Here is a 25,677-nt window from a genome sequence, read left to right on the forward strand (position 1 = left end):
CTAACTCTTCTAGATCGTCTTCAACTTCTTCTTCTATCACTAACTCTTCTAGATCGTCTTCAACTTCTTCTTCTATATATCCAAATTTTGAAGCTTTATTTATTAGAGAATCAGCTGTAGTAATATCATAATTATTACATTGCTCAATATCTTGTATTAATTGAGTAATTTTATTACTATAATCTTGATTATCTTCAGATTTCATTGGTTCTTCTAATTTATATAATTGTCTAATAAAGTATAACGCTAATATAAATAGAAATATAAGAAAAATAATAATAAAAGGAGGGAGATAAAATCTATCTCCTATATAATAAATCACACGATTTCCATTAGGAATATCAAATATAGATCCATTTTTCTTTGGTAAACTATTTTGAAATGAACCATATTTAATAGCTAAGGTAGATGCTAATTCAATATTAATATTTTGAGTATCAGCTAATATTAATATTGGTGGATTATCTTCTATTATTCTTACATAATAATAAGGAATATTTAAATTTTTAAATAATATTGATGATGTAAATTCTACAATAATATAGCCTGTACTATCGTTAAGATATGGATTTCGATATTGTGTTATACCTATAAAAGTATCTCTATCTAAGAAAAAGAATTGAATATTATTTACTGTATTATTACTCCATTTCATAATTGTTGAAGAAATATTTTTATTAATTTCAGAAATATTTGTAGAAGTATAAATTACAATACCTTTGTCATCTGTTATTCTAACAGCTCTAACACCTGTAGCCATATAATTAGGAAAATCATCTATATCAAGTTGTTTTTTAGTAAAAACTTCTGCCATAAAAGAAAATTTTGAAAACTCTAAAATATTTTCCTTTAAAGGTGCTAAATTATTTTGTAAAAGTTGTTGTTGTTTAATTATTTTTTGATCATAAAATTTTTGACGAGCGAACGCTATTAAACCAGTTTGTTGAGTTAATATTATAATACTAAAAATAAATAATAGAAGACATACAACAGTACTAATCCCAAAAAATAACTTCCTTTTAAACATTTTGTCTCCTAATTTATAAAAATAAAAACTAATAATATTATAACTCAAAAATATAAAACAATCTAGTTTTTTTATATAATATTAAAAAAACCTTCTAAGCTATACTTAGAAGGTTTTTTTGTTAGATAAAATTAATTAGAATTATCTGAATAATCCATATTTGCTAAACGTTTGTAATGTTTGTACATATTTTTAGCTTGTTTTTCAGCTTGTTCAAAAAGAATTTTAGCACGTTCAGGGAATGATCGTCCTAAAGCATTAAAACGAATTTCATGTCCAATAAATTGTTGGAATAGTTCGAAATTAGGTTCTTTAGAATCAAGAACAAAAGGATTCTTACCTGCTAAAGTAAGTTCAGGATTATATCTCCATAAATGGTAATAACCTGAATCCACTGCCAATTTCTCTTCAGATTGAGCATTCGTCAATCCACCTTTTAATCCCCAAGCAATACATGGTGAATACGCAATAATTAAAGATGGTCCTGGATAGGCTTCAGCCTCTTGCATTACTTTAAGAGCATGAGCTTTATTAGAACCCATAGCAATTTGAGCAACATATATATGACCATAGGTAGTCATCATTAAACCAAGATTCTTTTTACCTGTTGATTTACCAGCATGAGCAAAAAGTGCTTGAGCACCTAAAGATGTTGCTTTGGATGATTGTCCACCAGTATTAGAATAGACTTCTGTATCTAAAACTAAAACATTGATATTTTCATGAGAAGCTAATACATGATCTAATCCACCAAATCCAATATCATAAGCCCAACCATCACCACCAAATAACCAAGTAGAAGGCTTGATGAAATAATCTTGTAAATCCTTAATTTTTTCAGCAAGAGGAGAATTTTCTGTTTTTAAAGATTCTACAATTCTATTATTTAGATCTCTTGATAAATCGGCATCATCTTTATGATCTAACCATTCTTGTAATGGAGCAATATTATTTAATACTTTTTCATTAATTGCTTGTGTAACAATTTTTTCTAATCTAACTCTTAAGACTTGACGAGCTTGATGCATTCCATAACCAAATTCAGCATTATCTTCAAATAATGAATTTGCCCAAGATGGTCCATTCCCTTCTTTATTAGGGGTATATGGTGTTGAAGGGGTTGAGCCACCATAGATAGAAGTACAACCTGTTGTATTAGCGATCATCATACGATCACCAAATAGTTGTGTTACTAATTTAATATACGGTGTTTCGCCACAACCAGGACAAGCTGCATGGAATTCAAATAGAGGTTGTTCAAACTGAACAGCTTTAGCATTTTTCTTACCAAATGGATTTTTAGGTTTACAGTTAGCAAATAACCAATCATAATTAAGTTGTTCTTCTTTTTGTGTTGCAATATCTTCCATAGCAAGAGCTTTTTTACCACCTTTACCAGGACAAATATCGACACAAGCAGAACAACCCGTACAATCTGCAACAGAAATAGAGATTTTATATTGTAAATCTGTTGCACCTGTTGTAGGCAATGTTGCCATATTAGGCATGGAAGCAACTTCTCCACTATCAATTAAGAAAGGACGAATAACAGCATGGGGACATACAAATGCACATTGATTACATTGAATACAATTATCTTCAATCCATTCAGGAACAATATCAGAAATATAACGCTTTTCATACTGTGTAGTACCAGAAATCATTGTTCCATCGATACTTATTCCGATAAAAGCACTTACAGGAAGTGAATTTCCTTCTAATTGATTGACAGGGACTGCAATATCCCTTACAAAAGCTGGAGCATCTTGATTAATTGATAATTCAAAATCACCTTCAACAGATTTCCATTCTGATTTGATTGGTACTTGTTGTAATTTTTCTGCACCACTATCAATAGCTTTATAATTCATTTCTACAACAGCATCGCCTTTGCGTCCATAAGATTTTTTAGCTTTTGCTTTCATTAATTCAACAGCTTTTTCATAAGGAATAATATTTGAAAGTTTAAAGAATGCTGCTTGTAAAATAGTATTTGATTGACGCATACCAATTTCTCTAGCTAATGTATTTGCATTAATGATATAAAAATTAATATCATTTTCAGCCATATAACGCTTCATATAATTAGGTAATTTTTCTTGAGCTTCTTCTATAGTCCATGAAGTATTAAGTAAGAAAGTACCACCTTTACGAAGACCTTTGAGCATATTATATTTATAAACATAAGACGGTAAAGAACAACTTACAAAATGAGGGTTTTGTACAAGATAAGGTAATTCAATTAAAGATTTACCAAATCTTAAATGAGAGATGGTAAAACCACCACTTTTTTTAGAATCATAATCAAAATAAGCTTGAATATTAAGATCGGTACTATCACCGATAATACCGATAGAATTTTTATTTGCTCCTACAGTACCATCAGAACCAATACCATAAAATTTACATTCTTTGATATCTTGTGCAACAATATCAATTTCATCTGTAGCTGGCAAAGATTTGAATGTTACATCATCCACAATACCTACAGTAAAATCATTTTTTGGTTCACTAATCGCAATATTTTTAAATACAGCAACTATTTGACCAGGCGTTACATCTTTTGAAGAAAGTCCATAACGACCTCCAACAATAATTGGTGCATTTTTTGCACCAGAATATGCTTCACATATATCTAAATACAATGGCTCTCCAGCTGATCCTAATTCTTTACAACGATCAAGAACAGCAATAGCTTTTACTGTTTTAGGTATAGATGCAAGAATATGTTTTGTTGGGAAAGGTCTATACAAATGTAACGCTACTACCCCTACTTTCTCACCTTTGTCATTGAGTACTTTTGCTGTAGTTGCTGCTATTTTAGCAGCTGATCCCATAAGTACTACTACTCTTTCTGCATTTTCATCACCAAAATACTCAACAACAGATAATTTTCTACCTGTAACTTTAGAAACTTGATCCATTGTTTCTTGAACAGAATCTACAAGATTATCATAATAAGGATTTCTAGCTTCAAAAGCTTGGAAATAAATATCAGGAGTTTGAGCAGTACCACGAGTAACAGGTTTGTTACAACTTAATGCTCTATCACGAAATTCTTGTACTTTTTTTAAATCTACTAATTTTACATAATCTTCATTTTCTAAAACATTAATCTTTTGGATTTCATGAGATGTTCTATACCCTTCAAAGAAATGAACAAAAGGAACACGAGATTTAACAGTCATTACATGTGCTACGATAGCATAATCATGAGCTTCTTGAACACTATTTGACGCAAGCATTGCCCAACCAGTTTGACGACAAGCCATTACATCACTATGATCTCCATAAATTGATAAAGCATGTGTTGCTACAGTTCTTGCTGATACATGAAAAACGACTGGTAATAATTCCCCAGCCATTTTGTACATATTAGGAATCATCAATAATAATCCTTGAGAAGCTGTAAATGTTACTGCTAAAGCACCACCTTGTAATGCTCCATGAACAGCACCCGCAGCTCCTGCTTCAGATTGTAATTGAGAAACTTTCATAGTATCCCCAAAAATATTTTCTTTACCTTGAACTGACCAAATATCACAAGATTCAGCCATTGGTGAAGAAGGTGATATAGGAAAAATTCCTGCAAATTCACTAAACGAATAAGCAACATGAGCAGCAGCTCCGTTCCCATCCATTGTCATCATTTTAGTAGCCATTAATAGCCTCCAAGATTAATATATATATTTTTTGATTGATATGACTTTATTTATTATGTTATAATAAGCCATCATTATAAGTATAATATAGTAACAATACTTATAAAATTGAAAAAATTTTGTTTTATAATTATTATTGACCTAAATTTTCTCTTATTCTAAATGCTTCTACAAGACTTTTTTTACCAGTATAATGAATCTGTGTTCCTACAGCGATTCCTCGTCCTAAAACAGTAATCTTCACAGATATTTCTTGTAAAAATTCTTTTAAATACATTGTTGTTACATCTGCTTCTGTTGTAGCACCTAAAGCTATAATAATTTCTTGTATATTTTTTGAGATAATATTTTTTTTCAATTTTTCAAAAGGTAGATCTGAAATAGTAACGCCTTCTAAGGGAGAAATAACTCCACCTAATACAAAATATCGTCCTTTAAATGCTTTTGATTCTTCAATGTTGATAATATCTATATTTTGTTCAACTAAACATAAAATAGACTCATCTCTCGTTGTATCTAAACAATATTGACAAATTTTGCCTTGTCCGTTAGAAAAATATCCACATTCTGAACATATTCCAACAATATTGTGTAATTCTATTAATATATTTCCTAGATCTTTTGCATAATCTATACCATAACCAGAAAACCAAATTGCTAATTTCTCAGCACTCTTTGGTCCTATACTGGGTATTCTCGTTAAAATTTTAGAAAGTTTTATTATTGATTCAGGTAACACGAAGTCCTCTACTAAAATTATTTTCCTTGAAACATTTGAGCCATTGGAGAATTTTTAAAATTCTTTTTTTGCCATCCATCTAATTCTTTAGATCCAGCTTTTATAGCTTCTTTAACATATTTAGCAAGATCTTCTTTAGATAGCTTCATTGCTTCATCTGAAAATTCAAGATGTTTTAGTGTTTTTTCACCATCAAGTGTTACTTTTACATAATCTTTTTTTGAGGTTGTCTTTATACGAATTTCTTCGAGTTGTTTTTTGTATGAATTCATTTCTTCACGCATTTTCATCATGTTTTTGACATTGTCAAAAGGTCCCATATATAACTCCTTATGGTATTTCAAATAAATTTTTAATGGTATCTTCTAAAGAATTTTCTGTAGTAATTTCCTTTTGTTGTATAGCTTGTTCTTTACTTTCTAAATTTTCTATATTATTGATAATTGATGTTTCTTCAGGATCAACTTTTTTAATAACTTGTTCTATTTGAACAGGATGACTTTTAAGGGTTTGTTTGTGTTCTTCAAATTGAGTACCAAAATTGCCTGCAATTATTTTTTTAGAAGGTGGTGAGTCTTGTTCTTTTTCAGAAATAGCAGATTCATTAGCTAGTACATATTTTTGAGTTAAAATTTGTTTATTAGAATCTCCACCTCTTCCTAATACTTTAAAAATTTCAAGGCGTAATTCAGACAACGAAATACGATTTTGATAATCAAACATCTTGAAAAGTGTGCTTTCTATCCAAAAACGCTCTGATGTTTCTTTTCTTATATTATCACACAATTCTAAAGATAAATTTAATAATATAAGTACATCTGAATCTTTTAATTTATCGAACACTTCTACTAAAAGATTATATTTTTCTTGACTAAGATCTAATAAAGAATGGTTTGGTGGTAATTTTTTCACTAATAATGCTTTTCTTAAGAATTTAGTAAAATTTTCTGCGAAAGACATCCCATCACCAATTTCCATAAGATATATATTAGCTTGTTCCAAAACTGTTACGATATCTTGAGTACTAAATGCTTGAATGATTTTCTCAAAATAAATAGTATCAGGTATACCAAGAATTTCTCGTGTAGCAGTAAGAGTAATATTTCCTTGAGAATACAAAATAACCTGATCTAAAATAGTTTGAGAATCCCGCATAGATCCATCACCAGCATTAGCAATTTCTTCCAAAGCTTCTCTTTCGTAGGTATAAGATTCTGTATCCAATATAAAAGCCAATCTTTCCATTAATATTTCTAAAGAAATTCTTTTCAATAAATAATGTTGACAGCGTGAACGAATAGTCGGAAGAACTTTGTTTGACTCCGTAGTAGCAAGCATAAAAATTATATGTTTCGGTGGTTCTTCCAAAATTTTAAGCAAAGCATTAGAGGCTTCTTTGGTAAGCATATGTACTTCATCTATAATAAATATTTTATATTTTAATGATAGAGGAGTGTACATAGCATTATCACGAATTTCACGAATTTGTTCAATACCTCTATTTGAAGCACCGTCAATTTCTCTAACATCCAGGGCTTGTCCCAAAGTAATTTCTTTACAAGCAACACATTCTCCACAAATATTAGGACTATGAATACAATTTAATAATTTTGATAAGATACGAGCTGTACTTGTCTTACCAACTCCTCTAGGGCCCGAAAACAAATAAGCATGAGGAACTTTACCACTATTAATAGCATTAGTCAGAGCTTTTGTAACATGTTCCTGCCCAACAACTTGTGAAAAATCCTGTGGTCTCCACTTCCGTGCAGTCACTTGATAATTAGTCATTTTTGCCTCAATATTATAATATACAATACACCTATATTATAATATTATTTTTCAAAAAAATTCAAGGATTTTTCATTAAAATAATAAATACCTACAATTTATAAAAAATTATTCAAAAATTTAATAATAAACACCTATAATTATTTTTTCAATAACTTTATATCTTGTTTCAGATATATAGAATATTGACAAGATTACACTAATAATTTGTATTTAATAAAATTATAAAAAAAACCTTCTTACATATAATTAAGAAGGTTTTTTATAATTTTATAAACTTTTTTTAAGTTTTCCAGAAATAGATGCTTTCACACGTTTTTTTGCAGGAATTTGGATTGGTTCTCTTGTTTTAGGATTATGTCCTGTTCGAGCTTTAGACATTTCAACTGATAATGTTGCTAATCCTGTTAATTCTACTGTTGTTCCTTCTTGTAAAGAAGCTACAACTTCAGAAACGAAAACACGCCCTAATTCAGCACCTTTACTTTTTGGTAAGCCTAATTTAGCCGCAACTGCTTCCCCTATTGCAACGTATGTCACTTTTAATGTACTCATGTAATTCCTCCATATTTTGGTTATCTTTTTATATTATATATATTAACTTACTTCTAAAAAAAATTCAAGCATTTATAATAAATAAAATAAATAAATTATTATGCAATTTAGTAAATTTGAATTTGAAACATAAAAAATTTATCAATTGTTTTGAAAAAAGCCAATTTATATAATATAAAAGTACTGCCTATACCATCTTTATACTTGAATTGAAGTGTTCGTATCCCTAAATCATCTTTATAATAATTCACTAATTCATTATTATAAATATAACCATCACAATATTCTGCACAGGAAATTTTTAAACCTCTTTTTTCTAACCAAATCTGTAAAAATTCTATATTTTGAATAACATTATAAAAAATAGTTTTATTATCTAGTATTTCAATAAAATTATTAAATAATTCTATAATTTCATCCAAACTTATTGGAAGTAAATTTACTTCACCTACTTCAATAGACACTCCCCCTAAGCTTTTTAACAAAGGATAGGGAGTATCAATCAACAAAAATTCAGCTATATTACTATTTATATTTATTTGAGACCATTTATATAATTCACTACCATCATTAAATACATGATGATCGCACAATAAATTTTCTGTCCAAGAAAATTTGGACTTTTTTTTCTTCATAATAATTCTCTTTATAATAATTTTATTAATTATTTTATTTTCCAAGTTTCTACACCATCCCAATTAGTAGGTGGATTCTGTATTAAATATTCACATCTTTGTACATATAAAGTAATTAAATAGGATATATATGGCTGTTCTTTTAATAATGAAAATTTTTCATAAGATTTTTCAAAATGACCTGCATAGTAGAACTCTTGTGCTATATGATATTGTGTATAAAATATCTCTTCATCTTGAGTAAGGGTGCTTTTGAGTTTTGGAGTATAAATTACAACAGATTGATCTTTTCCTTTTACCTTAACAGTATCCACATTAATAAATGAATACCTATTTTTATGTATTACTGCATTTTTAGTAAATTCACTTATTAAAATTGGTACTTGATAAGATTTTGTTAATCCTTCAAGCCTTGCTCCTAAATTCACCGTATCACCAATAACAGTATAATCCAATTTCTGTTCAGATCCAATATTACCAACGATTGCTTCTCCTGTATTTATCCCTATTCCTACTTGAAAAGTGATTTTACCAATTTTTGTTTGTTTTTGATTGAAATACTCTAAAGCTTGTATCATCTTTAAAGCTGCATTCAAAGCATGATCAGCAGAGTATTTGGAAACTACCGGAGCTCCAAATAGAGCCATAATAGCATCTCCTATGAATTTATCAACAATACCTTTCTGTTCTATAATTTGAGCTACCATATCTGTAAAATATATATTTAAAGACAATACTAACTCTTCAGGATCTAACTGCTCAGAAATTGTTGTAAAATCTCTAATATCAGAAAACAATACAGATACATTTTGTTTTACACCTATAAGCATACTATCTGAAGATCTATTAAGAACATAATCTATTACATCACTTGGTACATATTTTTGGAAAATAAAACGAATTTTTTCTTCTTTTTGTTTAGCCAGTACTGTTTGATAGGCGTAATTTTTTATTTGATTATATGATTTTTCTAATTCTTGTACCATATTATTAAAGTATTGACCAAGAACTCCTATTTCATCAGGATATAAAATTCTAACTCTTTTACTAAAATCCATACTATTTGTTATAGATTGTATCGTCTGTACACAATTTGTTAACGGGTGAGTTATAAAATTTACAAAAAATAATATAATTATAATTAACACAATCAGACTGATAGCCAGTATGATAAATAAATAATACATCATTTCTTTTACTGGATTATAAAAAATATTTTTATCAACAAGTAATATAAACCAACTTTGTAACTCTGTATTAGGGATGAATAATCCTACAAGTTCTATATTATCTTTTGTTTGTATATCTAACCAGCTGTTATAAGACTCTATATCAAGCTCTCTTCGATCTTCTTGTTCTTTTACTAAACGATAATAATTATCAATTTGATTTTTAGTGATAGTTTCATTCAAAGTAAATTTGTACACTGGTGTTGTGATTTCTGGGTAGTTGTATGGAATTATAATAAATAATTCATCTGTAAATTTTTGTGCATACTTTAGTATAATAGAATTATTATTGATCTGTTCTGTAATATTTTCCGAATTAAACACAAATCCTTGTTCTTGTGAAAATTGGACAGTTTCTTTTAATTTGTATCCAATAAACTCTTTTGCAATATTTGTAACACTTTTATTAGTTGTAAAATAAATTGTAATACCTAAAAAAACAAAAGCAATCAAAAATAATGGAACAACTACAAAAAGTATTTTATATTTGAGACTTTTTTTGATATAAATTTGTTTATTAGAGTTCTGCAATTCAGCAAAAGAGTGGCTATTTTTTTTATTCACTAAATTATAAAACCTGCTAGATGATAAATAAATTCTATTATAAAATACTTATTCTAAAAAATCAACTTTTCATATAAATATATTATCATAAATAATTTTGTATTATACTTAAATATGTTGTATAATATATTATAATAATTTTATCTAGAAAAAACAACACATTATCATGGAAGTAATATATGTCTCAGAATCCTAATTATTTAGAAACTTACATTAAAGAGCTAAAACAAGTTTTTTATTTAACATCTTCTATGCAAAAATCTCTTGATATAAAGCCTATTCTAAATACAGTATTAAAAGAATGTATCATGATTACAAATGCTACTAGTGGTTCTATAATGTTCAAACATCAGCATTCTAGTCAGTTATTTTTTTATGCCGAACAAGGTGTTAATCAAGATAGTATTAATTTGACTAACATGAATGTTGGTGATGGTATTGCAGGCACAGTGATTGAAGAGGGTATCCCTAAAATAATTAATGATATCATACTAGATCCCAAATATATAGCAATTAATTCTAAAGTTCGCTCTGAAATGGCACTACCTATTACTGTTAGAGGAAGTGTTCTTGGTGTTATTGTTTTGGATCATACGGACACTAATGCATTTACAGAAAAGCATCTAGAATTAATACAAATGATTTGTAGTCACACTGGATTTATTATTTCCCATTATATAGAGACACAACTTGCAGAAAAAAATAATCGTCTTTTAGAAAATATTATTAATACTTCTACTGTTACCTCAGTAGAAGAAATTTTTCAAATTTTAACAAAAGAATTAAAAGCCTATAGTACCTGTATTATTAAAAATACAGGTGAAATTCTCTTTCAAGAAGATCAAATGGCAGAAGAAATCAAAATAATCCCATCTTTATTCAAAGAATTACAAATTCAAATTCTCAAAACAGAAAACAATCAAAAAATTCCTTATACAAGAATAATTATTCCTAATATACAAAAAAATATAACATTTATTGCAGATAAAATTTATCATTTTACAGAAAATGCCAATACTGATATTAATTTTGTAAACAAAATTTTAGAATTTTCTGTAGCCCAAGATAGTATTTCTCACTACGATGAAACTCTCTCTCAATGGGCTGAGCGTAAAATGTTGGCACCTGTAGGGCATATTTACAACTTAGCAATTAGTAGTATAGAAAAAGAACTTATAGCGGCAGCTCTCAAAAAAAATAAAGACAACAGACTAAAAACATCTCAATTTCTAGGAATAAATCGTAATACGCTTAGACATAAAATGAATATTTATGGATTGGAAAAATAATTTTATGATACAAAGTCCTAGTTATAACACTTATGATTGATACCCTAAAACAAATACTAAAGAAAAATTACAATCCCTCAATAGCTCACAAACAAAGCCAATATATGAAAAATAAATTTTCTTTTTATGGTATTCCAAAACCCAAACTTCGTCAAATTACTAAACCATTTTTACAAACTTCTCTTTCCCTATTTACCTCAGAAATAATTGAGATTCTATATCAATTATTTTATGAAAATAAAAGAGAGTTTCACTATATTGCTATAGATTTATTAACAATACACATTCATAAATTTTCTTATCTTGATTTCCAACAATTATACTTATTAATAGATTTATACCCTTGGTGGGATTCTATTGATGCTTTACAAAAACCATTTTCATTATGGATTATACAACATCCAGAATATCTAAGAGAGGTATCTCTGACTTGGAACAATACAAATTCTATTTGGCAAAAAAGATCTGCCATTATTTTACAACTCAAACATAAACAAAATCTTGATACTTCATTACTAACAGAAATTATTATTTTCAACAAAAATTCTTCTGAATTTTTTATCCAAAAAGCTATAGGGTGGATACTACGAGAGTATAGTAAAACAAATCCATTGTGGATTAAAGAATTTATCGACCAACACAAAGATCTCAGCAATTTATCTAAAAAAGAAGGACTAAAATATATAAAATAACTATTTAGAAATCAGTACTATAGAATTCTACCTTAGTATCATTTAAATAAATTTAATAATATTTATTGTATATATAATTCTTTGTAGTACAATAATTAATACATTTAGTGTCATGCATCGTTTGATTTCACAGAAAAATAAAAATCGTCTTTGAAACCAAAAAGCCCTCCAATTTGTAGGAAGGCTTTTATTTTTGTTAATATGTTAATGATTATATGGCTTTGAAAAAAATACTAAGAATAAGAACAAAAATCATCGTTCCAACAAAAAAATATTTTGCTAATGGATGAAACCATATAGGTAATTTTCGAGTATTTCCCTGAGATATTTCTCGTTTACAATGATACTCATCGACTACCCAATAAATTATAATACCAGACAAAGCTGCTCCTAAAGGTACAATATAAATAGATATAACATCCATCCAAGCACCCACATTATTAGCATTTTCTAAAAATACCCCTATTCCTAACATAAAAGCACCTACGATTAACACAGCTATAGTACGATTTGTTTTGAAGCGATTTTGTAAGGCTTCTATGGGGCATTCCATCAAATTAATTAGAGATGTTATAGACGCAAAAAATACGGATAAAAAAAACAATATTGCAAAAATTTGTCCAAAAGGCATTTGCTGAAAGACTAATGGTAGTGTAATAAAAACTAAAGGTGGTCCAGCAGTAGGATCCAAACCAAAAGAAAATACAGACAGAATTACAACAAAAGCACACAATAAAGCTCCTATAGAACTATACATAGCTGTTTGTATCGCTACATCCACAATATTCACATCTTTTTTGAGATAAGAGCCATATACTACCATCCCACTACCCGCTAAGGACAAAGAAAATAAAGCTTGACCCAATGCTATTGACCAAACTTTGGGATTTCGTAACATTTCCCATTTTGGAATAAGCAAATAATCCATACCTTCTTTGATATTAGGTAAAGTGAAAACTCTTAATAAGAGTAAGATAAACAAAATATAAAACAAAGGCATCATAATTTTATTAGCTTTTTCAATACCTTTGTTTACCCCTGCTAACAAAATTATTACAGTACCAATAATTGCACTTGTATGCCATAAAAGACTTCCAAAATCACCAACTATTGCTCCAAAATAATCCCCCACTTGAGCATTCATTAAAGATCCATCTATAGATCCCCATAAAAATCTTAAAATCCAACCAACGACCACAGCATAACCCGTAGCAATACCAAGAGCACCTAACATAGGAATTGAACCTACCCAAGCTCCCCAAGATATATTTTTTGTTTGAAGAGCTTTCTCGAAAGCTCCTACAGGTCCTGTACTATACATACGACCTAAGGTAAATTCACCGATCAAGCCAACTATTCCTAATGAGATCATGAAGAAAAAATATAATAACAAAAATATAGCACCACCAAATTCTCCTACACGCCAAGGAAATAACCACACATTACCTATACCCACAGCAGAACCAATACAAGCAAGAATAAATCCTACTCGAGATTCAAAGAATCCTCTAGTTTGTGATTTCATTTACATCCCCTTGATATAACTCAAAATTATAATAGTTATCAAAATTATAGACGATAAAAAATCCTATGTCAATATTACTTTTAAAATACAAGAATTTGTATTATTTAGTATAATATGAAAAATACTTAGAAATACAACTACAATAATCATATCTATTATATCGTTAATATTTTCTATATAACATACAATCGTTGAGTAATTAGCGTATCATTCAAAAATATATTTATTAAAGTTAGCAAAAGTTTTGTCTTACTTAAAATTATAAAATCCAGCGTATGTAATATTACTATTTAATATCCAATCGTAGTATTATACAAAGCTATAAAATTTTATATAAAGTTATCCACGATAATAGATTAAAACAATGATCTTACAAAACAAAGAAGATCTATATCTACATGCATCATATAGTTTTTTTTAAAAAGAAAAAAGAATGATCCGAAGATAACTCAATAATTTAGAAAAATTTAAAAGACAAGGGAAATTACTTTTTATTATCCAGTAAAGATAAAAATCTTGCTAGATTTCTTAATTTTAAGCACTTGTATTATATCCTATATAGAAAGTATTTTATAATATTTCGAATCCATAAATAAAGTATACGACTTATTATATTATAAAGTTATAATATAATTATTCAAACGCGTTGAATAGTTATATAAAATATGGAGATAGATTATGACCAGATTATTAGTATTATTATCATTAGTTGTTAGTACAGGGGTAAGTTCTTTTGCTATGGTATCTAACTCTATCCGAGAGACTGATAGATTTCTATCACAACCAAAATCAAACGATACCAAAATATAATATATTAAAAATAAAATAGATTACAAAAAGCAAAGATAGTTAATATCTTTGCTTTTTTGATTGAAAATCATTATATTATCATATATAAATATCTTAATATTGATTTATCAAATAAATATAAATATAAAAATAATTTTTAAAACTCTTGTTTTTTTCTAATAATATTGTATAATTAAAAGAAATAATTTGTAAAAGGCAAGAATTGTGAAATCCTTGTCTTTTTTTTTGCAAAACTAAAGAGGAATTCTATGCCTGTAAATATACTTGTTGGTACCCAATGGGGTGATGAAGGAAAAGGAAAAGTAATTGATAGTCTTGGCAAAGATGTTGATTATGTTGTTCGATTTGGTGGTGGTAACAATGCTGGTCATACTGTTCATGTTGGCGGAGAAAAATTTGTACTTCATTTATTACCATCTGGTGTACTCCATTCTCATAGTATTTGTATCCTTGGTACAGGGGTAGTTATTGATCCTGCTATTTTTTTAGAAGAAATTGAAGAATTAGAAAATAGAAATTTTAATACAGATCATGTATTAATTAGTGGTAGAGCACATCTTATTATGCCCTATCATATTATACTAGATGGATTATGGGAAACATTAAAAGGTGATGACAAAATAGGAACAACTAAGCGCGGTATTGGGCCTTGTTATAGCGACAAATTCGAGCGTATTGGTCTTCGTGTAGAGGATCTTCTTAACAAAGATAATTTTGCACGAAAATTAAAAAATACATTAAATATCAAAAATCAATTATTAACTAAAGTCTTCAATAAAGACGCTTTATCTTTTGAAGAAATCTTTGATTCTTATATGATTATGGCTGAAAAATTAAAAAAACGCATTATTGATGCTGAACAAGTATTACAACTTGCTTTGAAACAAAATAAAAAAATACTTCTCGAAGGAGCTCAAGCAATGATGTTAGATATAGATCACGGTCATTATCCTTATGTTACCTCATCATCGCCTACTACTAATGGTGCTTGTGTTGGTTCTGGTATTGCTTTCAAACATATAAATAAAAATATAGGGGTATGCAAAGCTTATGCAACTCGTGTTGGAGAAGGTCCTTTTGTATCAGAGCTTCAAGACGAACAAGGGGAATGGTTCAGAGAACAAGGTGGAGAATACGGAGCTACTACAGGACGACCTCGTCGTTGTGGATGGCTTGATACTGTGGTTGTAAATCATGCCGTATCTATTAATGGACTCTCAGACATAGCTCTTACGAAAATAGATATTTTAAGTGGATTGACAGAAATTCTTATTTGTGTAGCTTATGAAATTAATAATCAAAAAATAGATTATATTCCTTCTTCTATAGAAGATAATCTATCTGCCAAACCTATTTATCAAAAAATGCCAGGATGGACAGAAGATATATCCAACTGTAAATCATTTGATACTTTACCAATATCTGCCCAAAAATACATCTTAAAAATAGAAGAATTAGTTAATTGTCGTATATCGTTCATCTCTACAGGTGCTGATAGAGATCAATTTATTATTAGATAATACATAATGAAAGAAGGATTATATGTCAGAATTTTATAATGCACCTTGGTCAGAACGCTATAGTTCTGAAAGTATGCTTGCTAACTTTTCCAATGATAATAAATATATTACTTGGAGACGATTGTGGATAGCTCTGGCTGAATCTCAAATGGAACTTGGGCTTTCTATTACTCCAAAACAAATACAAGATTTAAAAGATAACTTAACTAATATTGATTATAAAAATATCAAAAAATACGAGCAAGAGTTACATCATGATGTAATGTCACATATCAAAGCTTATGGAGATGTTGCACCTAGTGCTAAAGGTATTATTCACCTTGGAGCAACCTCTGCATTTGTTACAGATAATACTGATCTTATTCAAATCAAAAAAGGTTTAGAGATTATCCGTATTGGTCTTGTTCAAACAATAGATGCCTTATCAATTCTAGCATTAAAATACAAAGATATCCCTACACTAGGTTTTACACATTTTCAAGCAGCTCAACTAACCACAGTTGGTAAACGAGCAACTCTTTGGATACAAAGTTTTGTTATGGATTTACAAGATTTGGATTATATCTATGACAATCTTACTTTACGAGGTATCAAAGGTGCTGTAGGAACAGGTAGTGGTTTTTTTGATCTGTTTGATGGTAATTATGAAAAATTTAAACAACTTGATTCTTTAATAGTCAAAAAATTAGGATTTACAAAAAGTATTCCTGTTAGTGGTCAAACTTATGATAGAAAAATCGATTCTAAAATTGCAGATCTTCTAAATCAAATAGCACAATCAGCACATAAATTTACAAATGATATTCGCTTACTTCAATCATTAAAAGAAATGGAAGAAATTTTTGAAGACAAGCAAATAGGCTCTAGTGCCATGGCTTACAAAAGAAATCCTATCTTGTCAGAGCGTATTTCTTCTCTATCTAAATTTATTATTTCTTTAAGTAGTTCTCCTTCATTAGTTGCTTCTACACAATGGTTTGAGCGAACATTGGATGATTCTGCAAATAAAAGAGTTACGATGCCTCAATTATTTTTAGCAACGGATGCTGTATTAATACTTTGTGAAAAAATATCTAGTCGATTGACTATTTATCCTAAGATAATTGAAAAACATATTAACGAAGAACTTCCTTTTATTGCTACAGAAGCTTTGTTAATGAAAGCCGTTAAAAAAGGTGGAGATAGACAAGAGTTACATGAAATTATTCGTGGGCATTCAATGAAATCATCTGATAAAGTAAAATACGAAGCGTTGGATAACGATCTTATTACCCGATTGAGTACTGATGATAAATTTCCTCTAACTTTAGAAGAAATTACAGAAACATTAAATGCAAATAATTTTACAGGTTACGCTACAAAGCAAACAGTAGATTTTTTAACAAATATTGTAGCACCTATATTAATAAAATATCAGTCCCTTATTAAAAAGATAAGTTGATTTAGTTTTTATACTTGAAATATCTAACAATATCTATTATAATATTAAGTCTATCAGTCATTGTTAGACTAATTACATCTCATACACTCTAATTATTTGTGTAATTAATCTTTAAAATACTAATCTTTTTTGAAAACAAAATCGATACATTATGTACTAATTTAAAAATAGTTTATTTATATTTTTTATTATATATTTCACTATTTAAATATTCAGGAGTGCTTCATGAAAAAACTTATTATATTATTATCAATATTTTTAACTTCAAACTGTTCTATACTACCTGAGCTCGCAGGCGCTGTTGATCCTACTGCTCTAGATCCTGTTAATGGATTATTATTTGAAAAAAGAAGTGGATTATCTTATATATTCTTTTCTAAAGAACAACATGTTTTAATCAAAAATAACAATGAAGCTATAAATAGTTATTACAAACTCCTCCAAGGAGAATCGTATAGAGAAAATGTAATTACATACAAACTTGATGGTTGGGGTAGTTATGATGGTCAGTATATTGGAGTCTATTTAAAAAAAAACTCTCAAGGAACAGCCCTAGGAATTGTAATTCAAAAATCTAGATCTTTAGCAAGAAATGCTGCAAAAAATTTGGAAAACTCTACAGATATAAAAGATGTTGATTTAGGAAAAGTTATACAAAGTCCAGCTTTATACACTCTTAGTGCTATCAGTCCTATTGTTAAAACATCTGTAGCAGGTATATTTAAGCCAGATAATAATTTATTTATTAGTATCAATGAATTGACTCCTGAACATCAAGTAAACCATGCTAAATTGTTGAAAACTACTAAAAAAAATGATGGATCTCTTGATCTAGAAACATTCAATTTAACATTCGTTAAAAATGTATCTGATATTTCAACTATTTATCAATATACTAAAGGATCAGATGTTGTTTTAATAGGAATTAAATTTGATTTAAATAATGAATTTCCAAGATTACAAATAATTGAAAAAATTGTTAATCCCGTAAATTTAAATTTAGAGATAGCAAAATTAGAAAATGAACTTAATGAGATTATAGCTTGGGAATATGGATTTTTTAACACTATTCGTGTTTTAGATAGTTCCTTAACACCTTTTTTAAATAAAACATTTACTGAGTTTATATCTCAAAGTACAACAAGGTATAATCCTCTTAATACTTCTCATTGGTTTTTTAATGGTACAGAAGATTCTGTACGTATTACAAGAAATTATAATTTTTTTTATATTGAAGAAGATTATTTACTTGGACCTACTTTACAAAATGGAATTTTTAAACTTATAGATTTTCGTCATGATGAAGTTCAAACTTATTCTGAAAAATTTTTAAATATTACTGAAAAAAGTGGTATTAGTACTGTATTAATAGCTAATACTATAGATGGATTTAATAATCCTATTGTAAAAGTTTCATTAAAAAATTATCAGACTTTAGTACCACAATCTATAAATTTTTCATCTCTTCCTGAGATATCAAATCCAATATTAGGGGTTGATAATACAGGAGCTACTATTGCAGGGCGATCTAGTTTCCAAGCATTTGTAGATACAGCAACATCAACTATCCATTTAGTTGGTGGATATACTAATAGTGGTGCTACCCCTAGTAGTATTCCTCAGTATTTAATAGGGACAAGAAAATTACAAGATGTTTATAATTCTATATATACTATTAAAAATATTACTAGTGGAACTCCTATATATCAAGATACTACGCTTACACTAAATCATTTACCAGATCGAGATTTTCAACAAATGGTAGGTGCAACAAGCAAAAAATCACCAAAATATACTAAAGAAATATTTTGGGTATATGGTGCTGGAGCTGTTGGTAATGATAAATTTTCTTTTAATAATAATATTAACAATGTTTGGAGTACAACCCTTGTACAAGGGACTGGATTAAGAAATAGATATCATCAATCTATGGTGACTCATAATAATACTTTATTTATCATGGGGGGAACCTATTCACTAGATCCTATTGCTGTAATAGGATCTCCTATAATTTATGGTACCTATACTAATGATATAAGTATAGCTTCAACTCTTAATTCTATTTCATGGCGTCCACTAACAAGTAAAGCTGAATGGACAAGTAGAGTGCATTCAAGAGTGTTTTCTATAGGAAAAACATTAGTTCTTGTAGGTGGTATCGCAATGGATACTAGTGGTATTCCAAGCCCTACAAATGATGTATGGATCAGTGAAAATAATGGAACTAATTGGATTCAGAGACATATTGGAGGAACACCTAGTACATCATCCACAACTTTGGGTGGGGCACCACCTGTTCAAACTTCAAATCTTGAAGGTCCTCTAGCAGGAACAGAGTATAATGGTATTATTTATTTATTAGATTCAACAACACGATCTCTTTTTTATTCATCAGATAAAGGTATGAATTGGTTTAAATCAGATAAAGGATTTGAAATAAATCCTTCAACACCATTATATGGTGCACAGCTTATTGGTCTTAAAGATGAATTAATATTAATTGGTGGTCAACTTGTTCCACGAGCACCTATAATAGGTGGTCCACATAATATGGAATCTAAAATATATAGATTAAAAATAAATATATAAATTAAGACTAAAAATAAATATATTTATTTTTCAAAAAAGTATTGACATTATTTATTTTTCGTTATATAATATATTACTATTTTACGGGGTATAGCGCAGCTCGGTTAGCGCACCTGTTTTGGGAACAGGGGGCCGTAAGTTCGAATCTTACTACCCCGAAGTAAAAATGTAATGTGCCTGTAGCTCAGCTGGATAGAGCATCGACCTTCTAAGCCGTTGGCCACAGGTTCGAATCCTGTCAGGCACGATATGGTGGGTATAGCTCAGTTGGTTAGAGCACTGGATTGTGGTTCCGGGGGCCGTGGGTTCGAATCCCATTACTCACCCATTTTTGAACCCATAGAAAATAATTCTATGGGTTCAATCTTAATAATCACCCATTTTTTGCGCCCATAGCTCAGCTGGATAGAGCAACGGACTTCGAATCCGTAGGTCGTAGGTTCGAATCCTACTGGGCGTGAGGTGAAATACTATTCTACTACTTATTTTAAGTATTCATTAGCGAGAGTGGTGAAATTGGTAGACACGCTAGATTTAGGATCTAGTGCCCAAAAGGTGTGTGGGTTCGAGTCCCACCTTTCGCAAGAAAAACAAACAATCGCGGGAGTAGCTCAGGGGTAGAGCATCGCCTTGCCAAGGCGAGGGTCGAGGGTTCAAATCCCTTCTCCCGCTAGAAACCGTCCTTTAGGACGGTTTTTCTTATACGGAGTAATTTTATGAAACAAATTCTTATAATTCGTACCAAATTTCCAAATATTAATGGTATTCGTAAAGGTAAATTAATAGCTCAAGGAGCTCATGCTTCTGTGAGTGCTGTTTTTGATGGTCTTTCTCGACCTGATACTAAACATCATGTAGAACAATGGTTTACCCACGGACAAACAAAAATTGCAGTAGGGGTTCATTCTGAAGAAGAACTTTTAGACCTTTGGGAAAAAATACAAGCAACAGGTTTAGCCAGTGCTATTATCAAAGATGCTGGTAAAACAGAATTTGGAGGCCAAGCAACTCTCACAGCTATTGGATTTGGACCTGCACCTACAAATCTAGTAGATCCTATTACCAGATACCTTCCTCTATTATAAACCTTCTAAAATATAATATTAATATCAAAAAAAAACAGCTCTGATAAATAGAGCTGTTTTTTTAATATTAATATATCTTATTGATTTACTTTTTTAAATGTTCCTATGATTCCTGTTGTAATTAGTGTTCCTATTAGAATTGATAAGATATAATAACCAACATTAGTAATTAATGGAAATACAAAAATACCACCATGAGGGGCTGGTAATTGACATCCAAAAAACATTGATAAAGCTCCTGCTACGGTAGAACCTATCACACAAGCTGGAATAATTATCAAAGGATAACTAGCAGCAAACGGTATTACTCCTTCTGTAATAAAACTTGCACCTAATACATAACAAGTCATTCCAGCTTCTCTTTCTGTTTTACTAAACTTATTTTTGAAAATTGTTGTAACCAAAGCTAATGCAAGTGGTGGCACCATTCCTCCAGCCATAACTGCTGCATGAGGATAATTATTACCCGCAGAAATTGCAGCAATACCAAAAGTGAATGCAGCTTTATTTACAGGCCCACCCATATCTACTGCCATCATACCTCCTAGTATTGCTCCTAGTAAAATCAAATTGGTATTATTCATTGAATTCAAAAATGCTTCTATAGCATTATTTAATCCAGCTATGTTTTTTAATAATGGAAATAAACCTAAGCCCATTAGTAATAATCCAAAGACAGGATACAATAATACAGGTTTAATTCCTTCTAATGATTTAGGTAATTTAGCAAAAACTTTTTTCAAAATAATAATAGAATAACCACCTAAAAATCCAGCTAGTAATCCTCCTAAAAATCCACCACCACTACTAGCAGCTAATGAACCACCAACCATTGCAGGCATTAAAGCAGGTCTTTCAGCTATACCAAATCCTATATAACCAGCTAATACAGGTATCATCAAAGCAAAAGCTCCTTTTCCACCTAAAGTATTTAGAAAGGCTGCAATAGGATTATAATCAACAGCATTCGGATCAGCAGAAGTGATACCAAACATAAATCCTAAGGCTATTAAAATACCGCCACCAACAACAAAAGGTAACATATAAGAAACCCCTGTCATTAATTGACCATAAATACCTTTATTAGTACTCACGCTATTTTGATTATCTTGATTTGATGAAAAATATACAGGCAAAGAAGGCGATAATGCTTCTTTGATTAATTTAGATGATTCTCTTACTCCTCTTCCAGCACTTGTTGCAAGCATTTTTTTACCATTAAATCTAGACAAATCTAATTCTCTATCAGATGCAACAATAACTGCTTTTGCTTGAGAAATTTCTTGTTCAGTCAAAATATCTTTAGGCCCATCTGATCCATTAGTTTCTACTCTAATAGTAATATTTTGTTCTTTTGCTGCTTTTTTCAAAGCATCTGCTGCCATATAAGTATGAGCTATTCCTGTAGGACATGCTGTTATTGCAACAATATCAACGATTGCAGAAGTATTATAATTTGTCTGATCATCTATAGAAAAAACACCTTTATCTAAAAAATTTATAATTTCTTGAGGAGTTTCGAAAGCTAATAATTTTTGAATTCCACTCTCTTCTAATAAGATTTGACTAATTTCAGAAATAACTTCAATATGAAGATTATTATTATGTTCTGGAAGTCCCAACATAATAATTAAAGATACTTTTTCTTTAGTTTCAAGATTCCATACTACAGGTGTTTTCAAACGTAAAATTAATATACTAGCTTGATTAATATCTTTTAATTTCGCATGAGGCATAGCTACATAAGTGTCAATAATAGTAGGATCTATCTTTTCTCTTTTATTTAGAGCTAATAATAATTGTTCTATAGAACTTGCGTATCCTTGCTGTACAAAATGTGTTGCAATATGCTTTAAAATATCATCCTTAGTAGATAACTCCAAATCTAATAAAATATTTCCAGTTTGTAATAATTTTGTAACTTTATTCATAATTAGCTCCTGTTATATAAACTTTATATTAATTTTACGATAACATTGTTATATAATTCATTAGCTGTTTCTAAGGTACATAAATCATGAGAAAATGCTGTTCCACTACCACATGCAATAGAATATTTAAAAGATTCTATTGCATCTTGAGTATCTATATATTTTGAAATAAATCCTGCTATCATAGAATCTCCAGCACCCACACTACTGATTAATTTACCTTCTAATCCTTTTGAAAAATAAACTTGATCTTGATACAAAAAATAAGCTCCTTCGCTTCCCAAAGAAATAATTAAAAATTTAATATCATATTCTTGATACATTTTTTTAGCATACACAAGTGCATCTTGATTTGTATCAATTTTACAATTAAAAAATTCACTTAACTCTGCTTTATTTGGTTTTAATAAAAAGAGATTTGGACTATTAATGGCTTCTTTTAATGCTTGCCCTCTTGTATCAAGAACAATTTGAGTTGTTGGTGCTACCGTGTTAATTATTTGTAAATAGCTGTCTATAGGTAAATTTTTAGGTAATGATCCAGACAATACAAGATAATCCATATTCATAGATTGCAGTTTTTGTTTAAGTTGAGCAAATTCTTCAAGAGAAATATTAGGTGCTACTCCATGAATTTCTGTTTCTGTTTTTAATGTTTTTAATTTTGTATTTATCCTAGTCGTATCTTGAATAGGGATAGGAATCAAGATATCTTTGGTAAGTGATTTGATATAATCTCCTGTAAATCCTCCTAAAAAAGCAACAGCATTTGTTTCTTTTTTAAGATTTTTTAAGACATTTGAAACATTAATACCTTTGCCACCAGCAAAATATTCAGAGCAGCTAGACGATAAACTTTCTCCTTGAGTTAATACATCTATACTAATATGATAATCCACTGCTGGATTTAATGTAATCGTTGTAATCATATTTATCTCCTAAATAAAAATAGATAGATATTTTATAAGAAATCTATCTATTTTATTTTAAATTGTGAAGTCACTACCAAGATAGGTGCGTCGAGCCTCTTCGTTCTCTACTAGATCTTGAGCTGTACCACTAACAAGAATTTGACCATCATAACAAATATAAGTCCTATCAACAATTTTCAATGTCTCACGCACATTATGATCTGTTATAAGAATTCCTAAACCCCACTTACTTCTTAATTCCAAAACTAAGCGTTGAATATCAGCTATCGCTATTGGATCAATACCTGTAAATGGTTCATCCATTAATAAAAATCGTGGCTGAATAGCCAAAATACGAGCAACTTCTGTTCTACGCTTTTCACCTCCAGACAAAGTATAACCCAATTGTTTTCTAATTTTATGCAGTCCTAAATCTGTCAATAATGATTCAACTGTCGTATTTATTTCATCTTTATTTAATCCACGAATTTCAAGAACAGATCTAATATTATCTTCTACACTCAGTTTACGAAAAATTGATAATTCTTGAGGTAGATATCCAACTCCACGCCTTGCCCGTTGATACATACGAAGATGCGTAATATTATCACCATCCAACAACACTTCACCATCATTAGGTCTTAAAAGACCAACAAGCATACTAAAAGTAGTCGTTTTTCCAGCTCCATTTGGTCCTAAAAGCCCAACAACTTCTCCAGGTTGAACATGTATAGAAATACCTTTTACAACAAGACGTTTTCCATAAGATTTTCGAAGATTGTTAGCAACTAGTCCGGATAAAATTTGTATATTTTCACTACCTTTTATAATACTCATAATTTAACTCGTGTAATAGATTAATTTAGATAATGTGTTTTTCAAATCTTTTCTATGACTAATAATATCTATAAATCCATGTTCTTGTACAAATTCAGCTCGTTGAAATCCTTCTGGTAATTTTTGTTTGATTGTTTGAGAAATAACACGAGGGCCGGCAAATCCAATTAAAGCTTTTGGTTCAGCAACAATAAAATCACCCAACATAGCAAAAGAAGCTGATACTCCACCCGTAGTAGGATGAGTAAGAACCGAAACATACAAATACCCCATTTCACTATGTCTTTGTAAAGCTGCAGAAGTTTTAGCCATTTGCATTAAAGAAACAATACCTTCTTGCATTCTAGCTCCACCAGAAGCACAAACAATAATCATAGGAGATTTGTCTTTAGTTGCTTGTTCTATAGTTCTTGTAATTTTTTCACCTACAACAGAACCCATACTACCACCCATAAATCCAAAATCCATACAAGCAATATTAACAGAAATCCCATTAATAGTACCTTTTCCAGTTCTAACAGCATCATTAATATTTTTTTGTTGTCGTGTTATTTTTAATTTATTTTCATAAAAGACTTCTCCATCAAAAAAGTCTAAAAAATCTTTTGACAAAAGATCAGCATTTGTTTCAACAAAAGATTTCTCATCCAAAAGAAGCCCCATTCTTTCTATTCCAGTTAATCTATCGTGATTATCACATGCTGAGCATACTTTATTATTAATTATATATTCATCCATAGGAACAGAAGATAAACATTCTTTACATTTGTATACATTGCTATTTTTATCAGTTTTGTTAGTGTTGTTTTTATTCTTTATGTTAAACCACGACATATCTTCCTCGT

Annotated in this window: 19 protein-coding genes and 6 tRNA genes; 12 read left to right on the plus strand and 13 right to left on the minus strand. The window is 29.5% G+C overall.

The features are described from left to right. The 8 genes from KFW21_04065 to KFW21_04100 all read right to left on the minus strand — a co-directional run. Window positions 1–1,027: hypothetical protein (locus tag KFW21_04065; GenBank protein MDK2818610.1), on the minus strand; the 1,027-nt coding region annotated here is incomplete at its 3' end. A 131-nt stretch (window positions 1,028–1,158) separates the two neighbouring features. Further along, entirely contained in the window at window positions 1,159–4,689 is a 3,531-nt protein-coding gene (gene nifJ, locus KFW21_04070) for a pyruvate:ferredoxin (flavodoxin) oxidoreductase (GenBank protein MDK2818611.1), read from the minus strand. A 133-nt stretch (window positions 4,690–4,822) separates the two neighbouring features. Further along, a complete protein-coding gene (gene recR / locus KFW21_04075; protein ID MDK2818612.1) occupies window positions 4,823–5,428 on the minus strand; it encodes a recombination mediator RecR in 606 nt (201 codons plus the stop codon). 17 nt (window positions 5,429–5,445) lie between these two features. Beyond that, entirely contained in the window at window positions 5,446–5,748 is a 303-nt protein-coding gene (locus tag KFW21_04080; GenBank protein MDK2818613.1) for a YbaB/EbfC family nucleoid-associated protein, read from the minus strand. Window positions 5,749–5,758: 10 nt separating this feature from the next. Further along, window positions 5,759–7,219, minus strand: a complete 1,461-nt coding sequence (gene dnaX, locus KFW21_04085; protein ID MDK2818614.1) for a DNA polymerase III subunit gamma/tau — start codon at window positions 7,217–7,219, stop codon at window positions 5,759–5,761. Between the two features lie 270 nt (window positions 7,220–7,489). Next, window positions 7,490–7,774 (minus strand): HU family DNA-binding protein, encoded by a 285-nt coding sequence (locus KFW21_04090; GenBank protein ID MDK2818615.1) that lies wholly within the window; start codon window positions 7,772–7,774, stop codon window positions 7,490–7,492. A gap of 107 nt (window positions 7,775–7,881) precedes the next feature. Further along, window positions 7,882–8,409: a hypothetical protein gene (locus KFW21_04095; GenBank protein MDK2818616.1), complete on the minus strand. Its 528-nt coding sequence runs from the start codon at window positions 8,407–8,409 to the stop codon at window positions 7,882–7,884. 29 nt (window positions 8,410–8,438) lie between these two features. Continuing rightward, complete coding sequence (locus KFW21_04100; protein ID MDK2818617.1) at window positions 8,439–10,202, minus strand: adenylate/guanylate cyclase domain-containing protein; 1,764 nt, start codon at window positions 10,200–10,202, stop codon at window positions 8,439–8,441. 179 nt (window positions 10,203–10,381) lie between these two features. On the opposite strand from KFW21_04100, the gene KFW21_04105 reads away from it, so the two are divergent. Together KFW21_04105 and KFW21_04110 are read left to right on the plus strand one after the other, a co-directional pair. Next, a complete protein-coding gene (locus KFW21_04105; GenBank protein ID MDK2818618.1) occupies window positions 10,382–11,491 on the plus strand; it encodes a GAF domain-containing protein in 1,110 nt (369 codons plus the stop codon). A gap of 32 nt (window positions 11,492–11,523) precedes the next feature. Further along, window positions 11,524–12,183, plus strand: coding sequence for a DNA alkylation repair protein (locus KFW21_04110; GenBank protein ID MDK2818619.1), 660 nt, complete (start codon window positions 11,524–11,526; stop codon window positions 12,181–12,183). Window positions 12,184–12,394: 211 nt separating this feature from the next. Here KFW21_04110 and KFW21_04115 read toward each other — a convergent pair whose 3' ends face one another. Then, window positions 12,395–13,708, minus strand: coding sequence for a sodium-dependent transporter (locus KFW21_04115; protein MDK2818620.1), 1,314 nt, complete (start codon window positions 13,706–13,708; stop codon window positions 12,395–12,397). A 1,058-nt stretch (window positions 13,709–14,766) separates the two neighbouring features. Here KFW21_04115 and KFW21_04120 point away from each other — a divergent pair. From KFW21_04120 to pth2, 10 genes are all read left to right on the plus strand, one after another. After that, window positions 14,767–16,038, plus strand: a complete 1,272-nt coding sequence (locus tag KFW21_04120) for an adenylosuccinate synthase (protein MDK2818621.1) — start codon at window positions 14,767–14,769, stop codon at window positions 16,036–16,038. Window positions 16,039–16,060: 22 nt separating this feature from the next. Further along, window positions 16,061–17,479: an adenylosuccinate lyase gene (locus KFW21_04125; GenBank protein MDK2818622.1), complete on the plus strand. Its 1,419-nt coding sequence runs from the start codon at window positions 16,061–16,063 to the stop codon at window positions 17,477–17,479. Between the two features lie 225 nt (window positions 17,480–17,704). Beyond that, complete coding sequence (locus tag KFW21_04130; GenBank protein MDK2818623.1) at window positions 17,705–20,068, plus strand: hypothetical protein; 2,364 nt, start codon at window positions 17,705–17,707, stop codon at window positions 20,066–20,068. An 84-nt stretch (window positions 20,069–20,152) separates the two neighbouring features. Continuing rightward, window positions 20,153–20,227 (plus strand) — tRNA-Pro (locus KFW21_04135). A 14-nt stretch (window positions 20,228–20,241) separates the two neighbouring features. Continuing rightward, a tRNA-Arg gene (locus KFW21_04140) sits at window positions 20,242–20,315 on the plus strand. 5 nt (window positions 20,316–20,320) lie between these two features. After that, window positions 20,321–20,394: transfer RNA gene (locus KFW21_04145), tRNA-His, on the plus strand. 60 nt (window positions 20,395–20,454) lie between these two features. Then, a tRNA-Arg gene (locus KFW21_04150) sits at window positions 20,455–20,528 on the plus strand. Window positions 20,529–20,569: 41 nt separating this feature from the next. Then, a tRNA-Leu gene (locus KFW21_04155) sits at window positions 20,570–20,652 on the plus strand. A 16-nt stretch (window positions 20,653–20,668) separates the two neighbouring features. Then, window positions 20,669–20,740, plus strand: a tRNA-Gly gene (locus KFW21_04160). A gap of 44 nt (window positions 20,741–20,784) precedes the next feature. Beyond that, on the plus strand, window positions 20,785–21,153 hold the full coding sequence (gene pth2 / locus KFW21_04165) for an aminoacyl-tRNA hydrolase (GenBank protein MDK2818624.1): 369 nt from the start codon (window positions 20,785–20,787) through the stop codon (window positions 21,151–21,153). A 77-nt stretch (window positions 21,154–21,230) separates the two neighbouring features. Here pth2 and KFW21_04170 read toward each other — a convergent pair whose 3' ends face one another. The 4 genes from KFW21_04170 to KFW21_04185 are packed head-to-tail and all read right to left on the minus strand — an operon-like array spanning window position 21,231 to window position 25,666. Then, a complete protein-coding gene (locus tag KFW21_04170) occupies window positions 21,231–23,084 on the minus strand; it encodes a fructose-specific PTS transporter subunit EIIC (protein ID MDK2818625.1) in 1,854 nt (617 codons plus the stop codon). Window positions 23,085–23,107: 23 nt separating this feature from the next. Beyond that, window positions 23,108–24,013 (minus strand): 1-phosphofructokinase family hexose kinase, encoded by a 906-nt coding sequence (locus KFW21_04175; protein ID MDK2818626.1) that lies wholly within the window; start codon window positions 24,011–24,013, stop codon window positions 23,108–23,110. A 57-nt stretch (window positions 24,014–24,070) separates the two neighbouring features. Beyond that, window positions 24,071–24,832 (minus strand): LPS export ABC transporter ATP-binding protein, encoded by a 762-nt coding sequence (gene lptB / locus KFW21_04180; GenBank protein MDK2818627.1) that lies wholly within the window; start codon window positions 24,830–24,832, stop codon window positions 24,071–24,073. A gap of 3 nt (window positions 24,833–24,835) precedes the next feature. Further along, window positions 24,836–25,666: an acetyl-CoA carboxylase carboxyltransferase subunit beta gene (locus tag KFW21_04185; GenBank protein MDK2818628.1), complete on the minus strand. Its 831-nt coding sequence runs from the start codon at window positions 25,664–25,666 to the stop codon at window positions 24,836–24,838. Window positions 25,667–25,677 lie beyond the last annotated feature (11 nt).

This window comes from Spirochaetota bacterium (assembly GCA_030154445.1).
Lineage (GTDB): Bacteria > Spirochaetota > Brevinematia > Brevinematales > Brevinemataceae > Brevinema_A.

Coding starts and splice junctions, on each gene's coding strand:
- nifJ (MDK2818611.1), bottom strand. CDS start 4,689: ATGGCTACTAAAATGATGACAATGGATGGGAACGGAGCTGCTGCTCAT.
- KFW21_04080 (MDK2818613.1), bottom strand. CDS start 5,748: ATGGGACCTTTTGACAATGTCAAAAACATGATGAAAATGCGTGAAGAA.
- dnaX (MDK2818614.1), bottom strand. CDS start 7,219: ATGACTAATTATCAAGTGACTGCACGGAAGTGGAGACCACAGGATTTT.
- KFW21_04090 (MDK2818615.1), bottom strand. CDS start 7,774: ATGAGTACATTAAAAGTGACATACGTTGCAATAGGGGAAGCAGTTGCG.
- KFW21_04095 (MDK2818616.1), bottom strand. CDS start 8,409: ATGAAGAAAAAAAAGTCCAAATTTTCTTGGACAGAAAATTTATTGTGC.
- KFW21_04105 (MDK2818618.1), top strand. CDS start 10,382: ATGTCTCAGAATCCTAATTATTTAGAAACTTACATTAAAGAGCTAAAA.
- KFW21_04110 (MDK2818619.1), top strand. CDS start 11,524: ATGATTGATACCCTAAAACAAATACTAAAGAAAAATTACAATCCCTCA.
- KFW21_04115 (MDK2818620.1), bottom strand. CDS start 13,708: ATGAAATCACAAACTAGAGGATTCTTTGAATCTCGAGTAGGATTTATT.
- KFW21_04120 (MDK2818621.1), top strand. CDS start 14,767: ATGCCTGTAAATATACTTGTTGGTACCCAATGGGGTGATGAAGGAAAA.
- KFW21_04125 (MDK2818622.1), top strand. CDS start 16,061: ATGTCAGAATTTTATAATGCACCTTGGTCAGAACGCTATAGTTCTGAA.
- KFW21_04130 (MDK2818623.1), top strand. CDS start 17,705: ATGAAAAAACTTATTATATTATTATCAATATTTTTAACTTCAAACTGT.
- pth2 (MDK2818624.1), top strand. CDS start 20,785: ATGAAACAAATTCTTATAATTCGTACCAAATTTCCAAATATTAATGGT.
- KFW21_04170 (MDK2818625.1), bottom strand. CDS start 23,084: ATGAATAAAGTTACAAAATTATTACAAACTGGAAATATTTTATTAGAT.
- KFW21_04175 (MDK2818626.1), bottom strand. CDS start 24,013: ATGATTACAACGATTACATTAAATCCAGCAGTGGATTATCATATTAGT.
- lptB (MDK2818627.1), bottom strand. CDS start 24,832: ATGAGTATTATAAAAGGTAGTGAAAATATACAAATTTTATCCGGACTA.
- KFW21_04185 (MDK2818628.1), bottom strand. CDS start 25,666: ATGTCGTGGTTTAACATAAAGAATAAAAACAACACTAACAAAACTGAT.